This is a genomic window from Haloarcula montana, from assembly GCF_035666295.1.
Taxonomy (GTDB): domain Archaea; phylum Halobacteriota; class Halobacteria; order Halobacteriales; family Haloarculaceae; genus Haloarcula; species Haloarcula montana.
In genome coordinates this window covers 2,639,683-2,657,678 of the sequence record NZ_CP142027.1, presented here as the reverse complement: position 1 = coordinate 2,657,678, position 17,996 = coordinate 2,639,683, and the positions used below count along the sequence as shown (strand labels likewise).

At 65.3% G+C, this 17,996-nt stretch carries 19 protein-coding genes; 6 read left to right on the top strand and 13 right to left on the bottom strand.

The features are described from left to right. Window positions 1-32: 32 nt before the first annotated feature. From VJ109_RS14120 to VJ109_RS14075, 10 genes are all read right to left on the bottom strand, one after another. Window positions 33-1,106: a methionine synthase gene (locus tag VJ109_RS14120; RefSeq protein WP_324757577.1), complete on the bottom strand. Its 1,074-nt coding sequence runs from the start codon at window positions 1,104-1,106 to the stop codon at window positions 33-35. Further along, window positions 1,103-2,101: a 5-methyltetrahydropteroyltriglutamate--homocysteine methyltransferase gene (locus VJ109_RS14115; RefSeq protein ID WP_324757575.1), complete on the bottom strand. Its 999-nt coding sequence runs from the start codon at window positions 2,099-2,101 to the stop codon at window positions 1,103-1,105. Before VJ109_RS14115 ends, VJ109_RS14120 begins: the two co-directional genes overlap by 4 nt. Before the next feature lie 62 nt (window positions 2,102-2,163). Further along, window positions 2,164-2,760 (bottom strand): HemK2/MTQ2 family protein methyltransferase, encoded by a 597-nt coding sequence (locus VJ109_RS14110; RefSeq protein ID WP_324757574.1) that lies wholly within the window; start codon window positions 2,758-2,760, stop codon window positions 2,164-2,166. 1 nt (window position 2,761) lies between these two features. Continuing rightward, window positions 2,762-3,619, bottom strand: coding sequence for a 16S ribosomal RNA methyltransferase A (locus VJ109_RS14105; protein WP_324757572.1), 858 nt, complete (start codon window positions 3,617-3,619; stop codon window positions 2,762-2,764). 205 nt (window positions 3,620-3,824) lie between these two features. Further along, window positions 3,825-4,403 carry a DUF655 domain-containing protein gene (locus tag VJ109_RS14100; RefSeq protein ID WP_324757570.1) on the bottom strand — a complete coding sequence of 193 codons (579 nt, stop codon included), beginning with the start codon at window positions 4,401-4,403 and terminating at the stop codon, window positions 3,825-3,827. A gap of 228 nt (window positions 4,404-4,631) precedes the next feature. Further along, entirely contained in the window at window positions 4,632-4,988 is a 357-nt protein-coding gene (locus VJ109_RS14095; protein WP_276221889.1) for an RNA polymerase Rpb4 family protein, read from the bottom strand. Window positions 4,989-4,991: 3 nt separating this feature from the next. Continuing rightward, on the bottom strand, window positions 4,992-5,282 hold the full coding sequence (locus VJ109_RS14090; protein ID WP_324757568.1) for a 50S ribosomal protein L21e: 291 nt from the start codon (window positions 5,280-5,282) through the stop codon (window positions 4,992-4,994). Window positions 5,283-5,400: 118 nt separating this feature from the next. After that, the gene (locus VJ109_RS14085; RefSeq protein WP_324757567.1) at window positions 5,401-5,667 is read right to left on the bottom strand and encodes an elongation factor 1-beta; all 267 of its coding nucleotides are present in this window, start codon (window positions 5,665-5,667) and stop codon (window positions 5,401-5,403) included. A 2-nt stretch (window positions 5,668-5,669) separates the two neighbouring features. Beyond that, entirely contained in the window at window positions 5,670-5,849 is a 180-nt protein-coding gene (locus tag VJ109_RS14080; RefSeq protein WP_276221895.1) for an HVO_2753 family zinc finger protein, read from the bottom strand. An 82-nt stretch (window positions 5,850-5,931) separates the two neighbouring features. Next, window positions 5,932-6,516 (bottom strand): DUF2391 domain-containing protein, encoded by a 585-nt coding sequence (locus VJ109_RS14075; protein WP_324757565.1) that lies wholly within the window; start codon window positions 6,514-6,516, stop codon window positions 5,932-5,934. 194 nt (window positions 6,517-6,710) lie between these two features. Here VJ109_RS14075 and VJ109_RS14070 point away from each other — a divergent pair, with 194 nt between their 5' ends. Beyond that, a complete protein-coding gene (locus VJ109_RS14070; protein ID WP_276221898.1) occupies window positions 6,711-7,670 on the top strand; it encodes a transcription initiation factor IIB in 960 nt (319 codons plus the stop codon). A gap of 63 nt (window positions 7,671-7,733) precedes the next feature. Here the strand turns inward: VJ109_RS14070 and VJ109_RS14065 are convergent, their stop codons facing one another. Next, complete coding sequence (locus VJ109_RS14065; protein WP_324757562.1) at window positions 7,734-8,438, bottom strand: bacteriorhodopsin; 705 nt, start codon at window positions 8,436-8,438, stop codon at window positions 7,734-7,736. Window positions 8,439-8,440: 2 nt separating this feature from the next. Continuing rightward, on the bottom strand, window positions 8,441-10,762 hold the full coding sequence (locus VJ109_RS14060; RefSeq protein ID WP_324757560.1) for a methyl-accepting chemotaxis protein: 2,322 nt from the start codon (window positions 10,760-10,762) through the stop codon (window positions 8,441-8,443). Window positions 10,763-10,939: 177 nt separating this feature from the next. Here VJ109_RS14060 and VJ109_RS14055 point away from each other — a divergent pair, with 177 nt between their 5' ends. From VJ109_RS14055 to VJ109_RS14035, 5 genes are all read left to right on the top strand, one after another. Then, window positions 10,940-12,340, top strand: a complete 1,401-nt coding sequence (locus tag VJ109_RS14055; RefSeq protein WP_324757558.1) for a protein kinase domain-containing protein — start codon at window positions 10,940-10,942, stop codon at window positions 12,338-12,340. 3 nt (window positions 12,341-12,343) lie between these two features. Beyond that, window positions 12,344-13,075: a hypothetical protein gene (locus VJ109_RS14050; protein ID WP_324757557.1), complete on the top strand. Its 732-nt coding sequence runs from the start codon at window positions 12,344-12,346 to the stop codon at window positions 13,073-13,075. 152 nt (window positions 13,076-13,227) lie between these two features. Further along, window positions 13,228-13,938 carry an SDR family oxidoreductase gene (locus tag VJ109_RS14045; protein WP_324757556.1) on the top strand — a complete coding sequence of 237 codons (711 nt, stop codon included), beginning with the start codon at window positions 13,228-13,230 and terminating at the stop codon, window positions 13,936-13,938. Window positions 13,939-14,019: 81 nt separating this feature from the next. Further along, window positions 14,020-15,363: a sodium-dependent transporter gene (locus tag VJ109_RS14040; RefSeq protein ID WP_324757555.1), complete on the top strand. Its 1,344-nt coding sequence runs from the start codon at window positions 14,020-14,022 to the stop codon at window positions 15,361-15,363. A 49-nt stretch (window positions 15,364-15,412) separates the two neighbouring features. After that, window positions 15,413-16,807 carry a sodium-dependent transporter gene (locus VJ109_RS14035; RefSeq protein WP_324757554.1) on the top strand — a complete coding sequence of 465 codons (1,395 nt, stop codon included), beginning with the start codon at window positions 15,413-15,415 and terminating at the stop codon, window positions 16,805-16,807. Window position 16,808: 1 nt separating this feature from the next. On the opposite strand, the gene VJ109_RS14030 is transcribed toward VJ109_RS14035, so the two are convergent. Then, window positions 16,809-17,777, bottom strand: coding sequence for a DMT family transporter (locus VJ109_RS14030; protein ID WP_324757553.1), 969 nt, complete (start codon window positions 17,775-17,777; stop codon window positions 16,809-16,811). Window positions 17,778-17,996 lie beyond the last annotated feature (219 nt).

The window sequence follows — 17,996 nt, the reverse complement described above, 5'->3', positions numbered from 1 at the left end:
GAGAACCAAACTACCCGTCCGCGCCGGCTACGTCAATCGTCCGCGCTGGCTTCCGCACCGCTGGCGACGACGTCGATCTCTCCGGCGTCCAGTTCCTGTTCGATCTCGCGGGCCGCCTGGACCATGTTCTCCATCTTGCCGCGAGCGACCTCACGGGGGAGCAACTTCACCCCGCAGTCCGGCGAGACAGTGAGCCGTTCCGGCGGGACGACCTCCAGTCCCTTCTTGATGTTGTCCTTGATCTCCTCGACGGACTCGACCTCCGCGGTGTGGGCGTCCAGAACACCCATCGCGAAGTCCTTCGTGAACTCGTGGTCTTTGAACACGTCCAGTTGTTCGTAGTCGCCGTTGGCGAGTTCCAGGTCGTACTCGTGGACCGGGTAGTCGAGTATCTCCGGGTAGATCCGGGAGTAGTCGCCGTAACAGACGTGCAGTCCCAGGCGGACGTCTTCGGGGACGTCGTCGACGATGCGTTCGAGACACTCGCCGACGATGGCGTGGTCGTCGGGGGTAGTGGCGAGGGCCGGTTCGTCGATCTGGATGTAGCGAGCGCCGGCGTCGACTAGGGCCTCGATCTCCTCGTTGACGAGGTCGGCCAGTTCGTAGGCCAGGGCCTCCTCGCTGTCGTAGACTTCGTTGAACGACCAGTTCGCTAGCGTGTACGGCCCCGTGATCGGGACCTTGACCGGGCGCTCGGCGACCTCGTCGGTGAACTCGAACTCCTCGACGAGCCACTGCTCGCCGTACTCGACCTCGTCGGCGACGCTGGGCTTGTCGAAGTAGTTGTGTCCCCAGACCTTCACGCGGCCGTTGAACTCGTAGCCGTCGATCCGGTGGGCGAAGTACTCGACCATCTCGTTGCGCCGCATCTCGCCGTCACAGACCACGTCGATCCCGCAGCGCTCGTGTTCGTGAGTGATGAGCCGCGAGGCGTCGTCTTTCGATTCCTCCCACTCCTCCTGGCCGAAGTCGGCGTCCTCGTCCTCGAACAGTTCGCGGGCACGGTCGTGCCACTTGGGCTTGGGGTAGGAGCCGACGACGGTCGTCAGCAGGAAGTGGTCGTTGGGGTGGTCCGCCGGTCGGAACTGCTCTCGTGGTCCTGTCATGCTTCGACCTCCTCTAGGTCGGCTGCGTTTGCGAGCGCTTCCAGCTTGTCCGTGAACTTGTTGACCGGGAGGTAGAACAGCTCCGTGTTCGCGGTCGCGTAGACGGTCTCGAAGGTCGTGTTGGTCTGCTGTTCGAACCAGTCGATCCGGTCCCGGATGGTCTCGGGAGCCTCGACGAGCGTGTTCTGCCCGTCGACGACACCCAGGGCGACGTCGTCTTTCGTCCCGTACTCCTGGACGTTGTAGACGTTCTTGTCGTGGTCGGCGATCAGATCGAAGCCGATGGCGTCGACATCAGCGTCCATCAGGTGTGCGTAGACCTTCTCTTCGAGGGCGCCCCAGTAGGTGTGGGTGACGACCTGTGCGTCCGCGGCGTTCGCGACAGTGTCGATTGCGGCGCTCGCGCGTTCGTCGGCACCGCCTTCGGGCGCGTTCTCGACCAGCGACGGTTCCAGCAGGAACAGCGTCTCGACATCGGGGAACGAGCGGACCTCCTCGGCGAGGAAGTCAGCGACCGCCGAGAGGAACTCGGCATCGTCACCGTAGTGCTCGTCGGTCGCCAGGTCGGCGAGCGAATACGGACCCGGCAGGACGGCCTGAAGGCCCTCGTCGACGTGGTCGGCAGCGGCATCGAGGTCCGCAGCCACGTCCCCGCCGTCCGCGCCGAGGTCACCCTGCACGACCGGCTCCCGGTAGAAGTTGTTGTTGTCGTAGTAGCGGACGATCCCGCGGGTCTCGACCTCGTCGTGGACGGCCAGCGGGTGTGCGAGCATGTCGTCCCAGCGGCCCTGCCCCTCGACAGTTCGATCGAGACCGGCGTCGGCCTGTGTCTCGATCAGTTCGGTCCGGACGCGGTCGTAGGCGTCCTCGACGGCCGCGCTCTCGTCGCCCGAGATGAGGTCTGTCTTCTGGTGACCCTTCAGGTCGGCCAGTTCGTCTTTGGCCCAGTCCGGTAACGGGAACAGGCCAGGTGTCGTGGCAACTATCTGTGTCATTACTCCCGCGTACGAAATGACGGGCTTTAATATTTCCTATTCGAAGAAATGCTCTGCGGTAATCACATCTGCGAGAACCGCAGGACGACGAGTTCCTCGTACGGATGTTTCTCGCTGGCGAGCCGTTCGCCGTCGAGGCCGTGATCTCCCCCGAACGCGAGGATAGCGTCGGGATCGGTGAGGCTGCTGACCAGGAGCAACACCTCGCCGTCCGTCTCAAGCACCCGGCCGACCGACGACAGGAACGGATCGACGAGTCTGCGACCGTCCTCGCCGCCGGAGAGGGCGTGTTCCATCCAGTCGTCCCACTCCGTCTCCGAGGGGGTCGGGAGATACGGCGGATTGAAGACGACGAGATCGAAGCTCAGCGACTGGAACGGCGCGACGAGGTCGCCCCGGACAGTCTGAACACCGTTCTCGCGAGCTTGTCGGCAGGCCAGCGGACTGAGGTCGACACCGACGGCGTCGGCACCGGCCTCGGCCAGCTGTGCCGCGACGTAGCCCGAGCCGGTACCGACGTCCAGTGCCCGCATCCCCGGTTCGACGGCTTCCCGAGCGGCCCGTGCCAGGAGCGCCGAGTCCTCCGCGGGCTGGTAGACCGATTCGACGCCCCGCTCGTCGGCCAGCGACGGTCGCCCGCACTCCCGGTCTTCGTCCATCTCAGTCCTCCGGCTGGCCGACCTCGTAGGCGAGTGTCGCCAGGTCGGCGAACGCCGACGGCGACAGGTCCCCCGCACGGGCGCTCATCAGTTCCTCGTCGGCTGCCTCGACGACCGCGTCGGCGTCCCCCAGTCCCGAGATGTGGACCGTGTTCCGGACGGCGTTGCGCATCGTCTTCCGACGCTGGGTGAACACCGCACGGAGGAAGTCCATGAAGAAGTCGTCGTCCGGGACGGAGTAGTCCGGCTCCCGGGGCGTCGTCCGGACCAGCGCGCTGGTCACGCGGGGCTGTGGGTCGAACGCCTCCTTGGGGACCGTCTCGACGACTTCGACGTCGGCGTAGTGGCCCGCCGTCACCGACAGTCGCCCGTAGTCGTCGGTCCCGGGATCGGCGGCCATCCGCTCGGCGAACTCCTGTTGGAACATCAGGACCATCGGTCGCTGGCGCGGCAACAGGCGGAAGGCGATCTCCGATGACGCACCGTAGGGCAGGTTCGAGACGCTGGCCGTGTAGTCTGGGAGATCGACCGACAGGGCGTCTCCCTGGAGGACGGTCAGCCGGCCGGCCTCGATCTCGTCGGCGAACTCCTCGCGGAGGTGGGCCGCAAAATCGGGGTCGCGCTCGACGGCAGTCACCCGGTCGGCGACAGCGAGCAGTCGGTCTGTCAGGGCGCCCGGACCCGCGCCGACTTCGAGAACGTGTGAACAGTCCATCCCCACCTCGGTCGCGTACTCCGGAATCCGGTCGAGGACGCGGTCGTCGACGAGGAAGTGCTGGTCCTTGCGGGTGTCGGCGCGCTTTCCGGCACGGCGGACGAGCGAATCTGGGTCTCTCGTGCCTGTCGCTGTGTCGGTCATTATCCCCCGTAGACGGGCGGCGATTGAAAAAGTCGCGTACTCGCCCTGTACCACGGTCACTTCCCGCTCCGTCGAGGACTCCCCCTCAGCCGTCCTCGCCCTGTGCCCCGGGTCGTTCCTCCCCGCTCTACTTCGAGGCCTCGCTTCACTCGCCCTCGCCCTGTGCCACGGATCGTTCCTCCCCGCTCTACTTCGAGGCCTCGCTTCACTCGCCCTCGCCTTGCTCGGACCGGCGCACGAACGTCCGGTACTTCAGATCGTCCTCGCGCAGTTCTTCCAGGATACGCTCGATGAGCACTTCCTGGGGGTTGTGGAGCCCGCTGACTCGCTCTTGGAGATCCTCGAAGCTCTGAAAGGGCTCTCGCTTTCGCTGGTCGAGGATCGAGTTGCGCAGTTTCTTGCCGATCCCCGGCAGGAGGTTCAACTGGTGGAGCCGGAGGGTGATCGGCTGGGCGTCGTTGTAGAAGTCGACGAACCGCTGTTCGTTGTCCTCGACGATCTCCTCGACGACGTACTCCAGTTCGGAGCGAGCCCCGCTGGGGAGGTCGTCGAACTCGACCTCGTTGATACGGCCGAAAGCAGTCAGATCGACTCGATCACCGATCGAGACATCCGAATCGCCGTCCAGAACGAGTTCGTAGATATAGAACTCCTCGATCCCGAGGACGAACGCGAGCGGATCTTTCTGGTGCTGTGGACGGTCGTCTGACGCCCGCCCGTGGGGGAGGACATCGATGACGACACCAGTCATGGTCGCACCGTCATCGCTCTCCGTATCACTCATAGACTGCGGTACGACCAGAGCATACTTAATGGCGAGGGATACGGACTATCAAAGGCGCCAGGCCACACCGCAGTCGGCTTCTCGCCGGGCTGTGATGGTCGATCGAGACTCCTGGCTGGCCGTTCCGTGTGGCGGGCTCTCACTCCCGCTCGGGCTTCCGGTGATCTACCGGAGACACACAGCTGCGGAGTGAACGGGCCTGAGAAGGAATTTTTCGACGACTTTCGGTCAGGCGTACTGTTTGACGATGCCGAGAACCTCGTCGAGTTCGTCCCCGGACAGCGAGTACCGCTCCTGGGCGAACACCGAGCGGAGTTCGTCTCGGTCGAGCGGGCGGAGGTTGGCGATCTTGTAGGCCGTGGCCTCGTCGACTTTCTCCAGTTCCTGGAGTTTGTCGACGAACTCGCGGGACTCCTCGGGATCGAGGAGCGCGAACCGATTGACGTGTTCGATCGCGCGTTTGAGTTCGTAGCGCATCTCGCGGTCCTCGTCGGCGGCCCGCTCCATCTCCAGCTCTTCGAGGATCGCCTTCGTCTCGGCGTTGGTGAGGTACTCCTCGTCGAGCTTCTCTTTGAAGATGGTCATCGGTTACTCCTGACTGCGGAGGTGAGCGGGCTTGGTGATGACGGTCTTCGTCTTCCCGCCGTCGACGATCTCGACCTTGTACGCAGTGCCCTGTTCGCCGACGACAGTGCCGGTCTGGCCGCTGAATCGAGGGTGGAACCGTCCGTCGGGCACTGACGGATCGATCTTCAGGTGGACCTTCTCGTCGGTCTCGAACTGTGCGACGGAGCGCTGGGGCGGCGAGGTGCCGCGGTCGCGTGGCTTGTTCTTGAGCTTGTCACGTGTCCCTTCGAGGGGTCCGTTGGAACTGGGCATTCTTGGACATCGCTTGTCCGGTCGCCCTAATAAAACGTGCGTTCCGCGGCCACGAGTGAGTGTGGCTACGAGGTGGCGTTGTGACTACGCGAACGGACGGAAACGAGAGAGTTCGGCGTTACAGTCGGCCGACAGTGTCGACATCGACGGACTCGACGTCCTCGACGTCGGCGAACGCTTCCTCGACTGCGTCGGTCCCACCGGACTCGTCGGGGATAATGACCGTCGGGAACAGCGCGACGAGCCCGAAGGCCACGTCGTCACGCTCGAAGCCTTTGATTTTGGCACCTTCCGGAAGCGAACCTTCCAGACGTTCCTGGAGGTCGTCGAGGTCGACTTCCGGGCTCTGTGGCATGACCTTGATCTTGGCAGCGACTTTCCCCATCGTTATGGCCCCGTGAAACCGCAGTCAGGACACTTGTACAGGTTACTCTGCTTCCGGCAGGTCGCACACCGGTAGATCTGGTGCCCGCAGTCCGGGCACTTGAACGCAGCGGCGTTCGTGCCGGCGATGTTGATGCCACACGAGACGCATTTTTGCGTCCGCTTCTGTTGGCTCTCGCTCATACCACCCCGTATCCGACCGCGGCTTTTAACGATTGCCAAACGCCCCCGACACCGTGAGTCGGTACCACACCGTGGCCAGGCGTCAGCTTCCGGGCAGGATGTCGCCCAGCGCGGCGCCGATAGACATCGGGACGAACGCGACGGTACAGATCGAGAGCGATTCGACGAGCGCCGCCGGCGCCGTCGACCACTCGACCAGCCCCCACGAAGTGAGCAACGTGACCGAGACGACGAACGCGGTCCCCGTCACCCCGACCAACCGCCGCGGGATGAGCCCGAAATACGCGTTCGCGACACGCACGTCCTGGATGTCGGCGACGTAGAGGATGCTGATGACGATGCCGATAGCGGCGACAAGCGTCCCGAGGAGATACAGCGGGTGCTGTGCGATGTGTCGTCCGGCGTCGACCGTTCCTCCCTCGACTGCCATCGGGATGCCGAACAACAACGATCCCAGCACCGCCTCCGCGAGGTCACTCCGGTCGAATCCCCAGACCACACGCCCGAAGACGAGCGGGTCGTCGTCTTGGGAGTCTGCGGCGGCCCGCATGGCCTCTCGGACCTGTTCGCGCTCCGTGGGACTGTCGACGAGCGCTTCTAGCTCCTCCAGTTCGTCGAACAGGGTTCCGATCCCGTCCTCGTCGTCCGTCTGGGACTCCTGAGTCATGACCTGGCAGTATTTCCCCTTTCGGCGACTCGCTAATGCCAGTTCTGGTCGGATGACGGGAACAGTCGACGATAATTTTCCCGATCAGAAGATCGTATATAGCCCTTGTGGCCGACTATCACCCGCTTTCGAAGGGTGTTTTTGCTTTCAGCACAACATTTATATAGGTCAGAACGTTCTCCTTAAAAGAACACATGGAACGGCCGACGCGCCAGCGGGACACGGACCAGGAGGAGCGCGAGCAGGAGTCCGAAGACACGGGCCAGCAGACGTGTCCGGAATGTGAGTCGGAGTCCATCTCTAGCGACGGGGGCGGAGAACTCGTCTGTGAGGACTGTGGCCTCGTCATCGAGGACGAAAACATCGACAGGGGTCCCGAGTGGCGGGCGTTCAACCACTCGGAGCGACAGTCCAAGTCCCGGGTCGGAGCGCCGACGACCCAGACGATGCACGACAAGGGGCTGACGACCCAGATCGACTGGAAGGACAAGGACGCGTACGGACGCTCGCTCTCCTCGGAGAAGCGCAGCCAGATGCACCGACTGCGAAAGTGGCAGGAGCGTATCCGGACCAAGGACGCCGGCGAGCGAAACCTCCAGTTCGCACTCTCGGAGATCGACCGTATGGCCTCGGCACTGGGCGTCCCGCGTTCGGTGCGTGAGGTCGCCTCGGTCATCTACCGACGGGCGCTGGACGAGGACCTCATCCGCGGTCGCTCTATCGAGGGCGTCGCGACGGCCTGTCTCTACGCGGCGTGTCGACAGGAGGGCATCCCCCGGAGCTTAGAGGAGGTCTCGGACGTCTCCCGGGTCGAACAGAAGGAGATCGGACGGACCTATCGGTACGTGGCCCAGGAACTCGAACTCAAGATGGAGCCGGTCGATCCCAAACAGTACGTCCCCCGGTTTGCCTCGGAACTGGAGCTCTCCGAGGAGGTCCAGTCCAAGGCCAACGAGATCATCGACAAGACCGCAGAGCAGGGACTCCTCTCCGGGAAGTCCCCGACGGGCTATGCCGCCGCAGCCATCTATGCGGCCTCGCTGCTCTGTAACGAGAAGAAGACACAGCGCGAGGTCGCCGACGTGGCACAGGTGACAGAGGTCACCATCCGGAACCGGTACCAAGAACAGATCGAAGCGATGGGTATCCACTGACGCGTCGGTCGGCCGTAGGGGAGTGGGTGATGTTTTTTCGACCGCAAGTCGACAAGCCGCGGCTCAGTCGCCGGCAGCGACAGCGCCCTCGCTCTCGGCGATCGAGACGAGCGTCGTCCTGCCATAGAGGGCGATCAGGCCGAAGCCGACTTTCGTCACCACGTCCAGATAGGTGATCACCAGCGCGGTCGTCTCGACGTCCATGAGACCGATCCCCGCCTGACTGAGCACCCAGACGACGGGATAGACCAGCCACAGGACGACAACGAAGTTCCGCAGCGTCCGGTAGAGCCCCGCTTCGATGTCCGAGAGTGAAGCTGTCGCCACGGCCGCGACATCACGGTACAGCAGATAGACGACGCCGGCGAAAGCCAGCCCGCCGAGCGCGAACAGCCCGTAGCTCACCGGAGACGACGTCACTGCCCCGGCGAAGCCGAAGACGATCGTCAACGCCTGCAGGCCGACGAGTTTGGCGATATCCCGCCGGGAGGCGTGTGCCAGCAGGCCGAGATAGAGGACGTTGATCGGCGTCGTCAGCAGCCAGTCGACGTACCGGACCACGTAGACCGTGTGCCCGTCGCTCTGGATCGTCCCGATCCCCAGAAAGAGCAAGGCGTAGGCTACGACGGCGATCCCGGGGATCGCGACGAGCAGGAGATACCGTCGTCTGTCGCCCTTCGGGACGAGCGTGTACCCGTATGCCAGTACGGCCGTCCCAAGCAGTTCACCGAGCAGTCCCAGCATGAACCAGGTCGTTATCGTGTCCATTGTTAGTCGTCGGTCGCAGCGGTCGGCTGGCCGTTCCCGTTGCCGGATGCGGCGTCGACCTCGAAGCGTTCGAGCAGCGATTCCAGTTCCTCCGCACGCGCCTGGAGTTCACCGGCGGATTCGGAGACCTGTGCGATCGATGCGGCCTGGTCTTCGGCCGCACCGGCGACGGTGTCGGCCTCGGTCGCAGTCTGTTGGCTGATGTCCGCCAGGTCGTCGATCGTCCCCATGACCTCCTGTGCCGTACGGGCCTGTTCCTCGGTCGCCCGGTCGATCTCCTGGATGCCGGTGTCGACCTCCTCGGTGTACTGGACGATCGTCTCCAAGGCGTCGACGGTCTCCTCGACAGTCTCGACGCCTTCGGTGATCCGCTCGCTGGTCGACTCCATCGTCTCGACGGTCTCGCCGGCCTGTGACTGGATGCGTTCGATCCGGCCCTCGATGTCGCCGGCGGCCGCCTTGGTTTCCTCGGCGAGGGACTTGATCTCGTCCGCGACGACGGCGAAGCCCTCGCCCTGACCGTCGGCGTGAGCCGCCTCGATCGACGCGTTCAGCGCCAGCATGTTCGTCTGCTCGACGATCGAGGTGATGACGCCGACGATCTCGCCGATCTCGTCCAACTCGTCGTCGAGCGCGGTGATCTCTTCGACGGTGGCCTCGGTCTGATCTTCGATGGCGTTCATCTCGGTGATCGCCTCCTGGGCGGCCTCTCGACCGTCTTCACCGACCTCGGCAGCCGACTGAGAGGTGTCAGCGACCTGTTGAGCGGAGGAGGCGACTTGCTGTGCCGTCGCCGAGAGGTTCTCCATCTCGCCGGCGGCGGACTCCAGCCCCTCGTTCTGTTCGGTCGTCCCCTCGAAGATCTCCTGGATGGACTTCGAGACCTGCTGACTCGCCTGGTCGACCCGCTTGGCGTTTGACTCGACGCGCTCACTGGACTGCATCACGTTGCCCGTGAACGAGCGCACGTCCGAGAGGAGTGCTTCCAGCGCGTCGAGAGTCGTGTTTATCTCCTCGCCGACCTCGGCCATCGCGTCGCTCATGCTTTCGGTGTCGACACGGGCGGTCAGGTCCCCGTTGGCGGCCGCCTCCAGGGCCTGACTGTACTCCTGGGCCTTCAGTTCGAGGTGACTGCTGAGGGCCTCCATCTCGTTGCGCTCCTGTTCGACCTCCGAACGGGCCTGCTCGGCGTCCTGTTTCGCTTCCTCGGCTTCCTCGCGTGCGCGCTCGGCGGCCGATATCTGCTCGTCGAGGTTCGTCCGCATGTTGTCGAACGCCGAGTACAGCGTCCCGAACTCGTCTGTCCGGGACGTTTCGAGGGTGACATCCAGATCACCGTCGGCCATCGCCTGTGCTTTCGTCGAGAGGCGCCGCAGCGAGACGATGGTGTTGCTGCCGATCGTGACCCCGACCAGTCCCAGGTTCACGATCGCGATGAGGATCAGGCCGACGAGGTCGGAGTTGATCTGGCTGCTGAGCGCGTAGGCCTGTTGTGGGTTCGCGTGGACCATCACGACCCAGTCGTGAGAGTCCAGTCGGCTCAGTCCCATGAGCATCGAGTCGGTCTCGACGAAGTCGATCTGTCCGCCCTCCAGCGACTGGAGCGGGTTCTCGCCCCCCGTGGCGATCGGCGCAGTCGTCCCGATCATCGAGTGGTTCGGATGTGAGACGAACTGGCCGTCGGTGCTGGCCACCGTCGTGAACGATCCGTCGCGCTGGTTCGAGATCTCGTCGGCCTTGGCACCGAGATCGGTCATGTAGACCAGTGCCCGGTTCTCCGCGCCGGGGACCGGCGAGACGACGGCGATGATCGGGTGGTCGACGACCGAGACGCTGAACGGTTCCGTCACGTACGTGTCGTCCGGGCTCTCGAACTCCGGCGGGTCGGTCGCGAACGGCGCGCCCTGCTCGGCGGCGTTGACGCCGACGAACTCCTGGTTCGAACTCTCGGTGATCACTCCCGTCTCGGTGTTGACGTAGTGGACCGCGACGACGTCCGGTGGAACGGAGTCGGTTTCGATCAGTGCTTCGAGCCTGTTCTGTCGTTCTGTGGCGGACCCGTCGGCGAAGACGGGGAGGCGTGATGTCGTCCGTACGTCCCGTTGGGTCGTGGTCAGCCAGGCGTCTAACTGTCCCGCTTGTGTCCCCGACAGCGCCGTCATGTCGGCGGCCACGTCGTCTTCCAGCGTGGCCGAGGCCTGAACGCTGATGACGGCACCGAATGCAACGACGACGACGATCGCGAACACGAGCGCGACGCCGAGACGCGTGGCGTAACTGTCACCGACGACGCTCGGGAGCAGTGTGTCCCTCTCTTCGGTCATCTGGTGCATCTAGGCAAAAACCGTTCTAAAGCGTTGGTCTCCTATTCTCACCACTGATAAGCGGGTGTCGTCGTGCTGTTTGATCGAACCGTGACCGGGGTCGAGATAGCCGTCGAACAGCGTGCTGCCCGATAGCATAATACATGACGAGCATCCTAGTTCCGACGAGCGACCGGTATGTCATCAGACGCCCCCGGGTCCCGGGACCCCCGACAGCTCATCGCCGACGTAATCACGGGTGGGGATACCGGTCGCGGCACGATTCCGCCGCTGCTCGGTCTGCTCGACGTCGGCGACCGGCAGGTCCGGCTGGGTGCGGCGACGGCGCTCTGTCTCGTCGCCGAGGAGCATCCCGACGCAGTACCGGTCCTCGTCCGACGGCTCGCCGACCGGCTCGACGAGGGGCCGGTGACGGAACTGGCGCTGTCGTATCTGGCTGTCAGCTACCCCGAGGCGGTCGCGGAGGGCGTCGGCGACCTCACCGACGAAGAGCAAGCGTACATCCGCCGCCAAACCGCCGTCGGGCGGGGGAACGCGATACTGGACCGGTCGCCGCTGTCGAACCGCGACATCGGGCGGACGACGCTACCGGATCAGGGCGACGGCTACGGGCCACGGAGGGTGTACACCGAAGACGACGAGACGGACCACGGTGGTGGCGGAACCGGAGGCCAGGAGCAGGATCTGGACGGAGAGCCCGACGCCGCGCCGCTGGTCGCCGACGCCGACTGGCTCCCGATCGTCGAGTACGAGAGCCCCTTCGACCGGCTCTCGATCCTCGCGCCGCGCGACAGCCGCCGCTACGGTGACAGCTACCGCACGCTCGGGACACGCGACGACGACGAATACGCGCTCGCGATCCAGTTGCTCGACCATCCGGACGGCGAGACGGAGTTCCTCGCCGATCTCGCGTCACGGCTCGACGAGTGGGAGAGCGTCAGCGACGTCGAGAACGTCCTGACGCTGTACGGCTGGCACCGGGAGCCTGGGCCGTGGATCGCGACGGAGTACACCGCGGAGACGCTCGAAGACCGCGGGGAGTTCGAGCCTGCCGACGCCGTCTGGCACGCCGTCCAGTTGGCCGGAGCGGTGACGGAACTCCACGAACGGGGGACCGTCCACGGCGGTATCGACCCCGAGAACGTGGCGTACTACGGGAACGTCCTCACCGAGGACGACCGCCAGCCGCCCCTGCTGGACAACGTCGGGCTGTTGGGCGTCTACCGGTATCACTTCGATCCCGCGACCTACCTTGACCCGCGCTATGCCGCACCCGAATATTACGACCGGCGATTCGGTCGGATCGACCACGCGACCGACATCTACCAACTCGGCGCCGTCTGTTTCCGGCTGTTCACCGGGCGCGCCCCCTTCACCGGATCGTTCAGCACCATCCGTAGCCAGGTTCTCGATGGCGATGTCCCCGCACCCAGCGAGGTCGCGGACGTTCCCGAACCGGTCGACGATATCGTGGGGAAAGCGCTGGCCCGGGAAAAACTGGCGCGGTACGAAACTACTAGCCAGCTTACACAAGAGCTACGTGCCCTGGGTAACCCAGACACAGGTAGTGGTGATTAGCCGGTGCAGATAGGGGGGTTCAGGGTCGAGTTACAGTTCGTCGCGGACAACCCCAACCTCACGTTCATATTTTTCATCTCGTTTACACTTCTGGCCGTCCTCGGTGCCCGCTTCAGTTTCTACGCGTATCGGAACAGACAGGCGAGTGACTTAGCGACGGACGCCCGTCTGTGGGACTATCTCGTCGCCGTCGGCATCCTCGCTGTCGGGTTCGCTCTGCTTGGCATCATCGAGATCGTGACGACGCTTCGGCTTCCGATCAAGAGCAGTCTGGTACTCGCCCACGTCCTCGTGTTGGCGATGGCGATGCGGGTCCTCTATCGGAGCATCGTCCCGGCCGACGAGGGGGATCTGGGGACCTACGAGAAGGCGCTGACACGGGCCGCAGTCGTTGCGGTCGCGGTCGTCGGTATCGGATCGGCGCTTGTCGGCCGACACCCGTTCGTCGTCGCCGTCATGGGTATCAGCGCCGGCACGTTCGCGGCGGCAGGCGTCTCCTTCGGCCACCGCGGGGCCGCCGAGACCCGCGTCCAGGGGACCGTCATCGACACGCTGTTGCGTCACCTGCTGCCGGTCCTGCTGTTCGGTGCGCTGGTCCCGGTTGTCGACCTGGCGACGCTGGCCGGGCTGGATCGAGCTATCGTCCTCCACGTCCAGGTGGTGTTCGTCATCATGACCGCGACGACGCTGATGACGGCGACCATCAAGCTCCGACAGAACCTCGCGACGCTGTGACCCACCGAAGGGGAGAGTCCCGGCTGCCTGGCCGTCATCGCGATCGAACCGTCGACGGGACGGGGACCCTCACCACGCTCGCTCGGCTGTTCTCGGGAAGTCCGCTGCCAGTCACCCCCTGATTTATCGGTCTCCCGTCCTTCACCGAGTGTATGTCAGTCGAATTTGACTTCGACGGCGAAGTAGCCCTGGTAACCGGCGTCGGCGGCGCGCTGGGCAGTGCTGTCGCGAACGCGTTTCTGGAAGCCGGTGCGACCGTCTGTGGGGCCGACGTGGTCGAGCCTGACAGCGAGGACTTCCTGCTGTCCGAGCCGGGCCGGATCGAGTTCCACCAGGGCGATTTCACCGACGAGGACGACGTCGCCGCCGTCGTCGAGCGCGTGGTCGACGACCACGGCCGCCTGGACTATCTCCTGAACGTCGCCGGTACCTGGCGTGGTGGCGACCCGCTCCACGAGACCGACGCCGACACCTTCGATTTCCTCTTCGGTGTCAACCTCAAGACCATGTTTCTGGCCTCGAAACACGCCATCCCACACCTACAGGAGACGGAAGGCGCCATCGTCTCCGTGTCGGCCCGCTCCTCGCTGGAGGGCGGGAGCGGCGACGGCCTCTACCGGGCGACGAAAGCCGGCGTGCGGCTCCTGACCGAAAGCATCGCCGAGGAGAACCTCGGCACCGTCCGGGCCAACTCAGTGATGCCCAGCGTCATCGACACGCCGATGAACCGCGAGATGATGCCAGACGCCGACTTCGAGGAGTGGGTCGATCCCGAGCAGATCGGCGCCGTGATGTTGTTCCTCTGTTCGGACGCGGCGAGCGTGACAAGTGGTGCCGCCGTTCCGGTGTACGGCGAGGCCTGAGAGCAGTCGAGACAGTGTCGGTCGTCCGAACCGAACGGAATCACAGGCGTTAACACCGACAGCGGGAAAGCGCCAGCAGATATGAGCGACAGAGAGACCTGGACGACCCGACTCGGATTCATCCTCGCGGCAGTGGGGAGCGCAGTGGGACTGGGCAACCTCTGGCAGTTCCCGTTCAAGACGGGTGCCAACGGCGGCGCGGCCTTCGTCGTGTTCTACCTGATCGCCGTGCTGTTTATCGGCTTCCCCGCGATGCTGGCCGAGTTCGTCCTCGGCCGGCGGACGAACGTCAACGCCGTCGACGCCTTCGGGGAACTCGGGCACCGCGGCTGGCGTCTCGTCGGCGGGATCGGCATCCTCACCGGCTTCTGGATCCTCTCGTACTACAACGTCGTCGGCGGGTGGGTCCTCCGGTACATCCTGGGCAGTGCGACCGGCGCGTACTTCGGTGATCCGGGCGGCTACTTCGGCGCTGTCTCCGCAGGTCCCGAAGCGGTGCTGGCACAGGCGCTCTTCCTGGCGCTGGTCGTCGGCATCGTCGCGCTGGGCATCGAGGACGGCATCGAGAAAGCGACGACGGTGATGGTCCCCAGCATCGTCGTGTTGATGATCGCGCTGGCGGCCTGGGTGGTGACGCTGCCGGGTGCCGGCGCCGGCTACGCCTTCTTCCTCTCGCCGGATCTGGGGACGATGGTCGACAACGCCGGGAGCATCATCCCCTTCGCCGTCGGGCAGGCGTTTTTCACCCTCTCGCTGGGGATGGCGATCATGATCACCTACTCCTCGTACGTCGGCGAGGACGACAACCTCGTCTTCGACGGCGGGATCATCGTCGTGATGAACACGCTGGTCGGCGTGCTGGCCGGACTGGTCGTGTTCCCGATCCTGCTGACGATCGACTACCAGATCACGGCGACGACCGGCGGGCCGGGGGCGCTGTTCGTCGCCACCGCCTCGGGCTTTAGCTCCGTCCCGTTCGGTCGGCTGTTCGGGGTCGTCTTCTTCGGCGTCGTGCTCATCGCGGCGCTGTCCTCGGCGATCAGTCTCCTCGAAGTCAGCGTCGCCTGGGCCAACGACAACTTCGGCGTCTCCCGGCCCGTGCTGGCGACCGGGATCGGCGTCGGCCTGTTCGTCCTGGGACTGCCCTCGGCGTGGGACACCGCCTGGCTGACCTGGTTCGACAACTTCGCCTACCAGCTGTTCCTCCCGTTGTCGGCGCTGCTGGTCGTCGTCTTCGTCGGCTGGGTGCTTGGCGAGGAGGCCGTCGCAGAACTCCGACAGGGGACCGGCGGGCTGGGCTGGTTCGGTCCGGTGTGGCTGTGGGCACTCCGGCTGGTCGTCGTCGCCGGCATCCTCGCGACACTCGGACTGGGCGTCGAGACGATGTTCCTGGGCGAGGACCCCGCCGTCGTCCAGCCGTTCTGACAGCTCCCGTCCCGTCAGTCTTTTCGTCGTCCGTACGGACCGGGGGACAATGACCAGAGCGACCTGGCGGACCAGAGTCGGCTTCGTGCTCGCCGCCGTCGGCAGCGCCGTCGGTCTGGGGAACATCTGGCGGTTCCCCTGGCTGACCGCACAGAACGGCGGCGGCGCGTTCCTGTTGTTGTATCTGCTCGTCGTCGTCCTCGTCGGCGTCCCGGGGCTGCTGGGCGAGATGGTGATCGGCCGGCGGAGTGGGCGGAACCCGGTCGGCGCCTTCGGCGCACTGTGCGGGGATCGCTGGCGCCCGCTGGGCGGGCTGGCCCTGTTCGCGTCGGTCGTCGTCCTCTCGTTTTACTCCGTGGTCGGCGGCTGGATTCTGCGGTACACCCTCGCCAGCGCGACCGGCGCGTACTTCTCGGCCCCCCAGGAGTACTTCGCGGCGATCGATTACGGCGTCGGTGCCGCGGGTTTTCACGCCCTGTTCCTGCTGGCGACGGCGGCCGTCGTCTACGTCGGCGTCGACCGCGGCATCGAGGTAGCGACGACGGTGATGGTCCCGGGGATCGTCCTCATGCTCGGTGGGCTGGCCGTCTGGGCGGGGACCCTCGACGGGGCCACGGGCGGCTACGAGTTCTACCTCTCGCTCGATCTGAGCTACCTGCGGGCGAACTTCTTCGATGTCCTGGGAGCCGCGGCGGGACAGGCGCTGTTTACCCTCTCGGTGGGCGCAGGCGCGATGTTGACCTACGCTTCGTATCTCGGTGAGGACCGATCGCTGGCCGCGGACGGCACCCTCATCGCCGGGCTCAACACCGGTATCGGCGTGTTGGCCGGGCTCGTCATCTTCCCGCTGTTGTTCTCGCTGGGCGTCGATCCGGGCGCCGGCGGCCCGGGCGCGCTGTTTATCAGCCTCGCCGGTGCGTTCGCCGACTTGCCCTACAGCAACCTCGTCGGCGTCGCGTTCTTCGGCGTCGTGTTGCTGGCTGCGCTGTCCTCGTCGATCAGCATCTACGAGGTGCTGGTCTCGTATCTGGTCGACGAGCACGGAGCGTCCCGGGGGGGAGCGACCGCCGCCGTCGGCACGCTGTTTCTCGTCACGGGGTCCGGTGCGGCACTGTCGCCGTCTCTGTTTACGCTGCTGGCCGACACGATCGCCAACCTCGCGCTCACCGCGGGGCTGCTCGGGTTCTTGCTGTTCGACGGCTGGGTGCTGGGACGGCTCGCCCTGGAGGAGTACGAACTGGGAGCGGGTCGCATCGCGACGCTGGCGGGGCGCCCGTGGTTCGTCGCAATCGCAGTGATTCTGCCGCTCTTTCTGGCGTTTACGTTCGTCACGGGGATCGGCGGTGTAGTCGGTGTCACGCCGACCGCTGGACAGGCCGGTGCGATCGCCGTCGCCGCCGTCGGGGGCTGTATCGCGCTGTTCTCGCGGCGGAGCCGGGCGTAGCTCAGTCGGCCTCGAACGCCCGGACCTCGCCGTCGATCTCGAAGTGGTTCACGTCGGGTTCGTAGCCAGGGCGGAGCCGCCGGCGGTCGACGGAGTCGCTCCCGATGACGGCGAAGCCGACGAAGATGGTGAGGAACCCGACGACAGCCGTCGGGGGGATGGTCTCGTCAAGCAGCGCCCACCCGCCCAGCGTCGAGACCGCCGGAACGACGTAGAACACCAGGTTCGCCCGGATCGCACCGACCTCGTCGAGCAGTCCGAAGTAGGCGATGTAGGCGACTGCGCCGGCGAACACGCCGACGTAGCCAAGCGCCAGCAGGCCGGGGACCGTCCACACCACGGCGGTGATCGACTCGCCGGCCGCGACGCTCAGCCCGTGGTTCAACGCCGACGCCAGCGGGAGTGCCCAGGCGACCCGGACGGTACTGGAGAGGCTGCTGTCGGCCCAGCGGATGAGGACGCTCCCGAGCGCAGCGGCTACGGCGGCGACGAAGAGGACGAGTTGCCCCAGGCCGCCGTCGGCGAGCATCGCCGGGTCCGGGTCGACGACCAGCGCGACCCCGAGCAGGCCGACGACCATTCCGACCGCACCGCGACGGGAGAGCCGTTCGGTCGAGAGCAGGAGTGCGGCGAACACCGGCGTCAGGATCGGGTTCAGGCTGAAGACGATCGCGGCGACGGCACTGGTCGCGGACTGCTGGCCGACGAACAGGAGCGCATTGGTCAACCCGATCGCGAGCAGCCCGGTGACACCGATTCCGAGGAGGTCACCGCGAGTCCGCGGGAGCAGGTCGGCCCGGGACCGGGTCGCGAGGACGTACACCGCCAGCGCCAGCGCGGCGATGTCGAACCGCAACGCGACGAACAGCAGCGGCGGGAAGTAGTCTAAGCCCGCCTTCACGGCGACGAAGGTCCCGCCGAACAGCACGCTCGCGGCGACAGCGAGTCCGAGAACACGGCGTGAGATCATCCGGACACCTCCAGCAGGGAGTCTCCGGACACGACCGGAGAGAACGACCAAAACAGCATAACGTAGACCATGCTCATCACGTTCGATAAGAGGGCCTCTATGGGCATAAGGTCGTCCAGAAACCCTTACGCGCCGGGAAACGCCGACTCGGGGTTCCCGGTCCGGCACGGTGTGAAATTCTTTCACGGTGCGAAAACCCTTTGCCCGGCGGGGCGGAAC